This is a genomic window from uncultured Candidatus Thioglobus sp. (assembly GCF_963981275.1).
GTDB lineage: Bacteria > Pseudomonadota > Gammaproteobacteria > PS1 > Pseudothioglobaceae > Thioglobus_A.
Window position 1 is genome coordinate 1 of record NZ_CAXCCZ010000039.1, and the last position, 9,401, is coordinate 9,401.

Annotated in this window: 14 protein-coding genes, 1 tRNA gene and 1 pseudogene; 11 read left to right on the forward strand and 5 right to left on the reverse strand. The window is 40.2% G+C overall.

Annotated features, from left to right (window positions below):
• The first annotated feature begins 294 nt into the window (after positions 1–294).
• From ABNR88_RS06265 to ABNR88_RS06275, 3 genes and pseudogenes are all read left to right on the forward strand, one after another.
• Positions 295–576 carry a type II toxin-antitoxin system RelE/ParE family toxin gene (locus ABNR88_RS06265; RefSeq protein ID WP_291927336.1) on the forward strand — a complete coding sequence of 94 codons (282 nt, stop codon included), beginning with the start codon at positions 295–297 and terminating at the stop codon, positions 574–576.
• A gap of 13 nt (positions 577–589) precedes the next feature.
• Entirely contained in the window at positions 590–874 is a 285-nt protein-coding gene (locus ABNR88_RS06270; RefSeq protein WP_291927339.1) for a HigA family addiction module antitoxin, read from the forward strand.
• Positions 875–966: 92 nt separating this feature from the next.
• Positions 967–1,167: pseudogene (locus ABNR88_RS06275) on the forward strand (tyrosine-type recombinase/integrase); the annotation flags it as partial.
• 51 nt (positions 1,168–1,218) lie between these two features.
• On the opposite strand, the gene ABNR88_RS06280 reads toward ABNR88_RS06275, so the two are convergent.
• The 5 genes from ABNR88_RS06280 to trpC all read right to left on the reverse strand — a co-directional run bounded on the left by ABNR88_RS06280 (position 1,219) and on the right by trpC (position 3,222).
• A tRNA-Ser gene (locus ABNR88_RS06280) sits at positions 1,219–1,310 on the reverse strand.
• Positions 1,311–1,353: 43 nt separating this feature from the next.
• Positions 1,354–1,788, reverse strand: a complete 435-nt coding sequence (locus tag ABNR88_RS06285) for a hypothetical protein (protein WP_348670192.1) — start codon at positions 1,786–1,788, stop codon at positions 1,354–1,356.
• The gene (locus ABNR88_RS06290) at positions 1,776–1,997 is read right to left on the reverse strand and encodes a hypothetical protein (protein ID WP_291927342.1); all 222 of its coding nucleotides are present in this window, start codon (positions 1,995–1,997) and stop codon (positions 1,776–1,778) included. The genes ABNR88_RS06285 and ABNR88_RS06290 overlap by 13 nt, the downstream gene beginning before the upstream one ends.
• Positions 1,990–2,403 (reverse strand): OsmC family protein, encoded by a 414-nt coding sequence (locus ABNR88_RS06295; protein WP_291927345.1) that lies wholly within the window; start codon positions 2,401–2,403, stop codon positions 1,990–1,992. Before ABNR88_RS06295 ends, ABNR88_RS06290 begins: the two co-directional genes overlap by 8 nt.
• A 21-nt stretch (positions 2,404–2,424) precedes the next feature.
• The gene (gene trpC, locus ABNR88_RS06300; protein ID WP_291927348.1) at positions 2,425–3,222 is read right to left on the reverse strand and encodes an indole-3-glycerol phosphate synthase TrpC; all 798 of its coding nucleotides are present in this window, start codon (positions 3,220–3,222) and stop codon (positions 2,425–2,427) included.
• Positions 3,223–3,291: 69 nt separating this feature from the next.
• Here trpC and kdsA point away from each other — a divergent pair, with 69 nt between their 5' ends.
• The 8 genes from kdsA to ABNR88_RS06340 form a co-directional block, all read left to right on the forward strand.
• A complete protein-coding gene (gene kdsA, locus ABNR88_RS06305) occupies positions 3,292–4,128 on the forward strand; it encodes a 3-deoxy-8-phosphooctulonate synthase (protein WP_291927350.1) in 837 nt (278 codons plus the stop codon).
• On the forward strand, positions 4,128–4,967 hold the full coding sequence (locus ABNR88_RS06310; protein WP_291927353.1) for a DNA ligase: 840 nt from the start codon (positions 4,128–4,130) through the stop codon (positions 4,965–4,967). The genes kdsA and ABNR88_RS06310 overlap by 1 nt, the downstream gene beginning before the upstream one ends.
• 33 nt (positions 4,968–5,000) lie before the next feature.
• A complete protein-coding gene (gene dapB / locus ABNR88_RS06315) occupies positions 5,001–5,732 on the forward strand; it encodes a 4-hydroxy-tetrahydrodipicolinate reductase (protein ID WP_291927356.1) in 732 nt (243 codons plus the stop codon).
• 11 nt (positions 5,733–5,743) lie between these two features.
• Positions 5,744–6,043 carry a YciI family protein gene (locus ABNR88_RS06320; protein WP_291927360.1) on the forward strand — a complete coding sequence of 100 codons (300 nt, stop codon included), beginning with the start codon at positions 5,744–5,746 and terminating at the stop codon, positions 6,041–6,043.
• A complete protein-coding gene (locus ABNR88_RS06325; RefSeq protein ID WP_291927363.1) occupies positions 6,040–6,750 on the forward strand; it encodes an MBL fold metallo-hydrolase in 711 nt (236 codons plus the stop codon). Before ABNR88_RS06320 ends, ABNR88_RS06325 begins: the two co-directional genes overlap by 4 nt.
• The gene (locus ABNR88_RS06330) at positions 6,747–6,998 is read left to right on the forward strand and encodes a hypothetical protein (protein ID WP_291927365.1); all 252 of its coding nucleotides are present in this window, start codon (positions 6,747–6,749) and stop codon (positions 6,996–6,998) included. Before ABNR88_RS06325 ends, ABNR88_RS06330 begins: the two co-directional genes overlap by 4 nt.
• Positions 6,995–8,239, forward strand: a complete 1,245-nt coding sequence (locus tag ABNR88_RS06335; RefSeq protein WP_291927368.1) for a TlpA disulfide reductase family protein — start codon at positions 6,995–6,997, stop codon at positions 8,237–8,239. Before ABNR88_RS06330 ends, ABNR88_RS06335 begins: the two co-directional genes overlap by 4 nt.
• A partial coding sequence (locus ABNR88_RS06340; RefSeq protein ID WP_348670193.1) for an NAD(P)/FAD-dependent oxidoreductase occupies positions 8,236–9,401 on the forward strand: 1,166 nt, incomplete at its 3' end. The genes ABNR88_RS06335 and ABNR88_RS06340, both read left to right, overlap by 4 nt.

Below are 9,401 nucleotides of genomic sequence, written 5' to 3' on the forward strand. Positions count from 1 at the left end.
ATAAGTTTTTCCTGCGATTACTAATGGTGTGTCAGTCATAAATTTGATTATTTAATAATGATATGGAGTGAAAAGTTTGAATCTTGAGATGAAAGTATTATATAGTTAAATATTACTATATAAGAATTTTTATATGCATACAAAGTATGCTGGTTTGTATCTATTGCATTAAAGATGCCAACAAACTTGAGCTACTTTTCATTAAAGGTATGGGTGTATAGTTGGTTAATAATAAATAAAGTTGGATGGTGTCACTTGACAATAGTATCGTACTACGATACTATATAACAAAATATGATAAAAAGTTACGCTGATAAAAAAACTGAAAAATTTGCAACTGATGGAAATCATAAGTCAATTCCTGGTCAGATTAGCAGGAGAGCATTAATGAGATTAATACAAATAGATAATGCTACTTGTTTAGATGATTTGCGTTTGCCATCATCAAATCACTTAGAGAATTTATCTGGTAATAGAAAAGGGCAGAGTAGTGTGAGAATTAACCAACAGTACAGAGTATGTTTTATTTTCAAAGGCAGCAATTCCTATGATATTGAAATTATTGATTACCATTAAATAGGAAAAAATTATGATTAAAAATAACTTCCATCCAGGTGAATTCTTACAAGAGTTATTGGATGATTACAATATAACAGCCTACCGTTTATCTAAAGATATCTTTGTGCAGCAGACTCGTATTAGTGAGATATTAAAAGGTAGTAGATCTATTACTAGCGATACAGCGATAAGACTCGGCAAGTATTTTGATAACTCGCCACAGTATTGGTTGAATTTACAAGATAGCTTCGATCTAACTAATTGCAATGTTGAGAATTACCATAGTATTAACCCTATTGAAAGGGTGGCTCAATAGCAAGGCAAGGGTTTTGTTTGATCATAATGAGATGAACAACAATTGGGGAAAATCCAAATAGCACAATTACTCAAGGTAGGGGTAAAAAAAATGAAGGTCAAAGCACCCATATATTGAGACACACCTTTGCCAGTCATTTTATTATGAATGGTGGTGATGTTTTAAGTCTACAGAAAGCACTAGGTCATAGCACTTTAGTAACGACATTGAAGTGCGCACATTTGTCACCTGATCATCTAAATGATGTGCGGAAATTTGCACCAAAAAATAAAGATGTGATGAAAAAAACATAGTTAAGATTTTAGTTGGTAGGCTCTACAGATACTACTACTAAAGGGAATTTGTGGCGGAGAGTGAGGGATTTGAACCCTCGAAAGGGGATAAACCCTTTACACCCTTAGCAGGGGCGCGCCTTCAGCCACTCGGCCAACTCTCCGTAAAAAAAAATATTATACGCTAAATATTTTAAAGGGATAGTTTTAAAAACCGTAGTTGTATCTAAGCTTTAATTGTCCAGGATCTTCGCCCTTAAAGTCAATCACTCGAAAACGTAGTTGACCCCAGTCGCCTTCGAGTTTAATTTTTTCTTGTAGGGCTTGTAGTTTGATTTTTGCATCCAAGATCATCTGCTCAGACTCATTCCATCGGCTACTTTCATCTTTAGGCGTGCCAAGCTGATATTCGTGATAAAGCAATTCGTTAGAGATATCGGTCGCTTCGGCATTAATATCAAACATGCTTTCTCCCATTTCGTAGCTAACTTCAAGATCAAGAATCTCAGTATCAATAACCTCTATTTCGCTGGAAATATCGATAACGTCAGTGGTAGTGGGCTTGCCCTCTGCAACAACCCGAAAATTTAATAACAGGATTAGTGCTAAAAATAGTTTGTAGCTTACTGTTAAGAGAACCAACGATAAAGTCCTAAACTGTTAACACAAACAAAGACAGTGTTTAATAATACTAATGATTTGTCGTTATTTCTCGAGCCTTGTATGATCCAACTAATGGCAGATACCATGAAAAATATATAGCCAAATTTTGAATATTCAAAATTAAGCGCCACCATAAGGCCGCCAATAATGCCAGTGACTGTACCAAGCCAGCCCCAGTTATTATGCATGGGTTTCAAAATCATGAGTAACAACGGCTGTTTTTCCAAGCATGATAGAAGCAGAGCAGTATTTTTCTGCCGATAAACTAACAGCTTTGGCTATTTTCTTCTCATCTAGGTTTTCGCCTTCCAGGATAAAATGCAGGTGAATTTTAGTAAATACTTTTGGGTGTTCATCAGAACGCTCAGCCGATATTTCAACCCGACAATTGCGTACTTCTTCGCGCATTTTTTTAAGCATGGACATGACATCAATAGTAGTGCAGCCACCCATGCCCAAAAGTAGCATTTCCATTGGCCTAATGCCGAGGTTTTTACCGCCTAAGGTTTCAGGGCCATCCATAACAATCGCATGGCCACTGGCCGATTCACCTACCATCATCATGCCATCAATCCATCTAACTGTTGTGTTCATTGTGAGTGTCCTTGTATTGTGTTAAGCAAAAATATCTTCTAGCGCTTGGCCAGGGTTATCTTGACGCATGAATGCTTCACCCACTAAAAATGCATGAATATCATGTTCTTGCATGAGTTTTACATCTTGCGCGCCTAAAATGCCGCTCTCAGTAATCACCAAAGTGTCATCATCTATTGCATCCAGAAGATCAATGGTTGTTTGCAGGGTAACATCAAATGTTCTTAGATTTCGATTGTTAATGCCAACCATTGGTAGGCGTAATGCTTGTACGCGCTTTAATTCTTCAAGGTTGTGCACTTCAATCAAAACATCCATGTGGCAAGAGATGGCCAGCATGGCTAAATCCTCCATTCTTTGATCTTCTAAACAAGCTGCAATGAGCAAAATACAATCAGCGCCTAAAACGCGAGACTGAAACACTTGGTAGGGCTCGATAATAAACTCTTTGCGCAAAACCGGCAGGGTGACCGCTGATCTTACTTCGGCTACGTATTTATCATCCCCTTGAAAAAAGTCTTTATCAGTTAAAACCGATAGACAAGCAGCACCATGTTTGGCATAGCTTTTGGCAATTTCAGCAGGGTTAAAGTTTTCCCGTAAAATGCCTTTTGAAGGAGATGCTTTTTTAATTTCAGCAATAATGGCATTTTGCTTAAGATCAGTCTTATCCTTTAGTGCTTGATAAAAATCACGTGTTGTGCGATCTTCATAAGCGGTTTCCATCATTTTGTCATAGGAAGTTAGCTCAAGAGCATCCTTGATTTCTTGCTCCTTTCGAGCAATAATTTTTTTGAGAATATCAGGTGTATTTGTCATGATTGGATATTTTAATGTAATTGTTTGGCTTATAATTAACCTTATCAATTATTAACCCATGTGAATAGTATGAAATTATTAGATTTTGAAATCGGCATCGACCAACCTTTTTTCTTAATTGCAGGTCCTTGCGTGATTGAATCTGAATCACTGGCTATGGAAACAGCAGAAACACTAAAAAAAGTAACTGAAGCATTGGGTATTAATTTTATTTATAAATCTTCGTACGATAAAGCAAACCGCTCTAGTACAGGAAGCTTTAGAGGATTAGGTGTTGAAGAGGGTTTACGAATTTTGCAAAAAGTTAAAGATGAGATAGGCATCCCTGTGTTGACTGATGTACACGAAGACACACCACTTGATGAGGTGGCTGATGTGGTAGATATGATGCAAACACCAGCATTTTTAGTACGTCAAACTAATTTTATCCAAAATGTTTGTAAGCAGGGTATTCCCGTTAACATTAAAAAAGGCCAATTCCAGGCGCCGTGGGATATGCAAAATGTGGTGGATAAGGCCTTTGAAACAGGCAATCAACAAATTACCATTTGTGATCGTGGCACTTCATTTGGTTACAACACGCTGGTGTCTGACATGCGCGGCTTATCAACCATGCGTTCAACCGGACAGCCTGTGGTGTTTGATGCTACACACTCTGTACAACAACCTGGTGGTAACGGCTTAACCTCGGGCGGGCAAAGAGAAATGGTGCCAGTATTAGCACGAGCTGCCGCTGCTGTAGGTGTGTCAGGATTTTTCATGGAAACTCACCCAAATCCGGAAGTGGCGCTAAGTGACGGGCCAAACATGATCCCTATTGACAAAATGGCTGACATGTTAAAAGCCTTGCAAGATATTGATAATATCACCAAGAAAAACGGCTTCCTAGAAGATCAGCTGACATAATGAGTGCTGCCGTGATTAATAGAGTTATTTTATTGATCACGGTAATGTTGGGTTCCTTTGCAGGTTTGGCTAACAAGCCAGACCTATTTTTACTTAAAACTTATGACGATTCTAAAGAGGTTGTTGGTTGGGTTATGAGCGAAAAGCTTGATGGTGTTCGTGGATTTTGGAACGGACAAGAATTACTCACTCGAGGCGGTTACAAACTTAATCCACCCCTGTGGTTTGTTCAACAGTATCCACCGTTTGCTATAGATGGGGAGCTGTGGACAAAGCGCGATGATTTTGAGAATGTTTCCTCCATTGTGCGTACGCAATTACCAGATGATCGCTGGAAACAGATTACTCACAATATTTTTGAAGTACCCAATCAGCCAGGTGGACTACTTAAAAGATTGGACGTTTTACGAGCATATTTATACAAAAATCCAAATTCAAATATTCAAATCATCCCACAAACACAGATCAATACCAAGACTCAGCTTGCTGAATTTTTAAAAGAGGTGGTTGGTAACAAGGGCGAGGGTGTGGTGGTGAGAAATCCTGATACCTTGTATCAAACGGGTCGGTTATCATCAGCACTAAAAGTGAAAAAATATTTTGATACTGAATGCACGGTACTAGGCATATTACCCGGCAAGGGCAAATATAAAGGCTTGATGGGTTCTGTGCTTTGCCAGACAAGTGCTGGAAAACAGCTAAAAATTGGCTCAGGCTTTAAAGATAAAGACAGGGCTAATCCACCCGCTATTGGTAGTAAAATTACCTTTAAATACTACGGCTTCACCAACAAAGGCAACTTTAAATATCCAGTATATTTAAGAGTTAGACCAGAGTAAGTGAGTCTAATCAATTAATTGACAGAGAAAAACATGATAAAAATTGCAGTGGTTGGCGCTTCAGGTCGTATGGGGCAAACTATTATTGAATCTATCCATCAAAATGATAAGGTGGCACTAGGGGTAACCCTGGATAAGGGTGATGAGCTAAGTGCCGTGATCAATCAGTTTGACGTAGTGATTGACTTTACCAGGCCTGAGGCAACGCTAGAGTATCTTAAAGTTTGTAAACAGGCGGGCAAAGCGATTGTGATTGGCACCACAGGTTTTGATGATGCTGGGCTTGAGATAATCAATAATGCCGCTCAAGAAATCCCAGTAGTATTTGCACCGAACATGAGTGTGGGTGTCAATTTATCGCTTAAATTGCTAGAGATGGCAGCCAAGGTAATTGGTGAAGATTCTGATATTGAAATTGTTGAGGCGCATCATCGCCATAAGGTGGACGCACCCTCGGGCACCGCACTTAAAATGGGTGAAGTGGTAGCTAATGCTCTAGGGCGAGATTTGTCCAAATGTGCAGTGTATGGTCGTGAAGGTATTGAAGAGCCACGCGATCGTCAAACCATAGGCTTTTCCACTATTCGAGGTGGCGATGTGGTGGGTGAGCATACAGTGAGCTTTTTTATGGAAGGTGAGCGCGTGGAAATTACCCACAAAGCCTCATCACGCATGACTTTTGCCAATGGCGCTGTTCGAGCATCAGCTTGGTTAAAAGATAAGTCTGCAGGCTTGTATTCGATGCAAGATATACTGGATATATAAGGAGAATTTAAATGCTGTATGCTGTCATTTCACAAGATGTAGAGGACTCATTAGAAAAGAGATTGTCCGTGCGTCCAGCGCATATTGAGCGTTTGAATGCTTTAAAAAATGAAGGTCGATTAATCCTGGCAGGGCCGCATCCAGCTATTGATAATGTTGATCCTGGCGAGGCAGGCTTTACTGGCTCACTGGTGGTGGCAGAATTTGAATGTTTAGCAGACGCCCAAGCTTGGGCAGATGCAGATCCGTATATGGCGTCAGGCGCATACGCAAGCGTTATTGTGAAGCCGTTTAAAAAAGTGTTACCATGAGTTTAATTTTCAGACCTTTATTTGAAAAAGAAAGCTCCACCTACACATATTTACTAGCTGACTCTCAAACCAAAGAGGCAGTAATTATCGATGCAGTGAGTGAAACCAAACAAAGAGATATTGGCCTAATTGAAGAGTTAGGTTTGGATCTTAAATACATTATTGAAACTCATGTACATGCAGACCACATTACCAGCTCTTGCCCGCTGAAGGATCGTTTTAGTCAGGCGCAAATTGTACTAGGTAGTGCCAATTCAGTGACTTGTGCAGACATTTTAATCAAGGACGGCGAAAGCTTGGCATTTGGAAAATATCAAATTAAAGCGCTGTCAACACCAGGGCATACTGACGGCTGCATGTCATACGTGATTGATGACAAGGTATTCACTGGAGATGCTTTGTTGATTCGCAGTTGTGGGCGTTGTGATTTTCAAGGCGGCTCAGCTAAAAAACTGTACAACGCCATTCAATATTTGTTTACTCTTCCCGAGGCTACCTTGGTTTATCCTGCGCATGACTATGGCGGACGCACAGTAAGCTCTATTTGGGAGGAAAAAACCTTTAATGAAATGATTGGCGGTGGTGTTGATCAGGTAGAATTCATTCATCGTGTTGATGCAATGGAGCTATCACTACCCGCCAAAATTCACGTCGCTGTACCGTCCAATCAAGTCTGCGGATCAAGGATCATCACCAAAGAACCATGAGAGGTTATTCGCTAGATCCACATCCGAGCGTTAAAGTTGTTACAGAGCAGTATGCTGTGGTGCGTATTCCTCGTGTTAAGCGAGAGCGCGTTCCTGCTAACAATGTTGAAATCGTTGAAAATCTTGAGCAAGCAGTAGAAAAATCAGACCCTAAAAATCACTTATACGCCGCTAAGGTTTTGGGTCCTTCGCGCTCATCTGAAGGAGTTATTTTGTATTATATTTTGGATATGTATAATCACTCATGAAGTGGCTATTCATCATTACCCTGTTTTTGTCCTCAGCACTTATTGCCGACGATAAAATAGAAATCGAGCTTAGCTCTGGCGAAGTGCTTATGGTGGACACTTTTAATTCTGAGGGTAATACCTTATACCTTTATTTACCATCAGAGCGTGGCTTTGGCAAAGGTCATATTGCTACCGCACAACAGCTGGCTTTTGATGAGCGCGACGTCTGGGTGCTAGATTTGCACGCCAGCTATATGGTACCCAGGCATCGTAGTAGTATAGATAAGTTTAATATCGATGATTTGGTGGAGCTAATTAGCCTAACGCAAGACAAGGGCTTTAAGCAATTATTTTTTGTCACCTCTGGTCGAGGTGCTCAGCTAGCGCTCAAGGCGGCTTACCAATGGCAATCCCAACACCCTGGTGATGATTATTTAAAAGGTCATATTTTTCATTCTCCGCATTTAATTAAAGGTGCGCCTGCGTTGGGTGTCAAGGCAGATTATGTTGATATCGCCAAAGCGAGCAACTTGCCTATTTATATGGTTTTGCCACAGTATGGTACCAAATATTTTCGCTCTAAAGAAATATTAAAAACTCTAAAATCTGGCGGTAGTTCGGTTTTTGTGCATCGGTTAGAAGGTGTGCGTGGCGGGTTTCATATGCGTAATGAGGAAGATTTAACACAAGCAGATTTAAAAGCAAAGACAGATTTGGGTAATACATACATACAAGCATCTGCTCTACTCTCAAGTGTGCGTCCAATAGCTCCGATAGCTTTATCAAAGTCTACGCATATCAAGCCCAAGTATGCTTTGAGTGAGCCAACACTCAAGCCGTATAAGGGTAAGCGTAGTATTGTATTGCAATTGAAAGACTTAAAAGGTCAAAAAGTTAATCTGAGTGATTATAAAGACACTGTCATTTTGTTAAATTTTTGGGCAAGTTGGTGCAAGCCTTGTATCAAAGAGATTCCCTCATTGGTTAGGTTAGGCGAACAGTTAAAACACCAAAATTTTAAAATTATCACTGTGAACGTTGGTGAGTCAGCACGTGAAATTAATGAATTCAAGAAAAAAGTAAAGTTTGACTTGCCAATCTTATTAGACAGCTCCGGCAAAGCCGTACAAGATTGGGGTGTGTATGCTTATCCGTCTAATTTTTTACTGGATAAAAACGGCATCATTCGCTACGCCTATCGCGGTGCGCTTGAGTGGGATTCACCTGTGATTATCAATACCATCAGCGAGTTCTTTTGAAACAATACGACGTTATTATTATTGGTGCAGGTGCTGCAGGTTTGATGTGCGCTGCACAAGCGGCTAAACGTGGTCGCAGTGTGGCTATTTTGGATAAGGCCAGTAAGGCGGGTAAGAAAATCCTCATATCTGGCGGTGGAAAATGTAATTTTACCAACCTCTTTATTGAGCCCGAGGCCTACGTTTCAAACAACCCGCATTTTTGCAAATCTGCCTTATCACGCTACACTCAATGGGATTTTATAGCCTTATTAGAAAGCCATCATTTGAGCTGGACAGAAAAAACTTTGGGTCAATTGTTTTGTGATCAAAAATCCGGCGCAGTGCTTAGAATGTTGCTCGATGAAGGTGAGCAAGTGGATATTATTTTGGCTTGTGAAATTGGTCAGATTGAATTTGATTCAAACTATACAATTCAATCAAACCAAGGTGGTTTTAAAGCAGAATCATTGGTTGTTGCTACAGGTGGCCCTAGTATCCCAAAAATGGGTGCAAGTGATTTCGGCTTGCAAATCGCCAAACAATTTGGTTTGAAATCAGTTGCTTTTAAACCTGGCTTGGTGCCATTTACTTTTCATCAATATGATATTGACAAGTATTTTAAAGATCTCTCTGGGCTTTCTCTAGAGGCGGTTGTTAGTTGTAATCACGCCAATTTTAGAGAGCAGTTGCTCATCACTCATCGAGGCTTGAGTGGCCCGGCTATTTTGCAAATTTCTTCCTACTGGAGCAAAGGAGATTATATTATTATTGATCTTTTGCCTGATTTGGATGCCAGCGAATATTTACTAAACAAACAACAACAACGAGGTAAGGCGGAGCTTAAAACAATTTTGGCTGAATTTTTCCCCAAGCGACTTGCTGAGCGCTTAGCTAATACGTTAAGTGCAAAAGCATTAGCTGATATGACACTAGGTGAAATAAAACAGCACGATCTCAAAGCGTTTGGTTATTGCCTGAATCATTGGATGCTAACACCTAGTGGCACTGAAGGTTTGCGCACCGCTGAGGTTTGTACAGGCGGAATTGCCACTAATGAATTATCTTCCAAAACCCTAGAATCAAGTAAACAACCTGGGCTTTACTTTATTGGTGAAACGGTTGATGTCACCGGCTGGCTAGGTGGTTATAACTTCCAATGGGCTTGGTCATCAGGCTGGGC

Excerpts from the sequence above, each read along its gene's own strand:
- ABNR88_RS06265 (WP_291927336.1), top strand. The coding sequence starts at position 295 with ATGATAAAAAGTTACGCTGATAAAAAAACTGAAAAATTTGCAACTGAT.
- ABNR88_RS06270 (WP_291927339.1), top strand. The coding sequence starts at position 590 with ATGATTAAAAATAACTTCCATCCAGGTGAATTCTTACAAGAGTTATTG.
- ABNR88_RS06290 (WP_291927342.1), bottom strand. The coding sequence starts at position 1,997 with ATGCATAATAACTGGGGCTGGCTTGGTACAGTCACTGGCATTATTGGC.
- ABNR88_RS06295 (WP_291927345.1), bottom strand. The coding sequence starts at position 2,403 with ATGAACACAACAGTTAGATGGATTGATGGCATGATGATGGTAGGTGAA.
- trpC (WP_291927348.1), bottom strand. The coding sequence starts at position 3,222 with ATGACAAATACACCTGATATTCTCAAAAAAATTATTGCTCGAAAGGAG.
- kdsA (WP_291927350.1), top strand. The coding sequence starts at position 3,292 with ATGAAATTATTAGATTTTGAAATCGGCATCGACCAACCTTTTTTCTTA.
- ABNR88_RS06310 (WP_291927353.1), top strand. The coding sequence starts at position 4,128 with ATGAGTGCTGCCGTGATTAATAGAGTTATTTTATTGATCACGGTAATG.
- dapB (WP_291927356.1), top strand. The coding sequence starts at position 5,001 with ATGATAAAAATTGCAGTGGTTGGCGCTTCAGGTCGTATGGGGCAAACT.
- ABNR88_RS06320 (WP_291927360.1), top strand. The coding sequence starts at position 5,744 with ATGCTGTATGCTGTCATTTCACAAGATGTAGAGGACTCATTAGAAAAG.
- ABNR88_RS06325 (WP_291927363.1), top strand. The coding sequence starts at position 6,040 with ATGAGTTTAATTTTCAGACCTTTATTTGAAAAAGAAAGCTCCACCTAC.
- ABNR88_RS06330 (WP_291927365.1), top strand. The coding sequence starts at position 6,747 with ATGAGAGGTTATTCGCTAGATCCACATCCGAGCGTTAAAGTTGTTACA.
- ABNR88_RS06335 (WP_291927368.1), top strand. The coding sequence starts at position 6,995 with ATGAAGTGGCTATTCATCATTACCCTGTTTTTGTCCTCAGCACTTATT.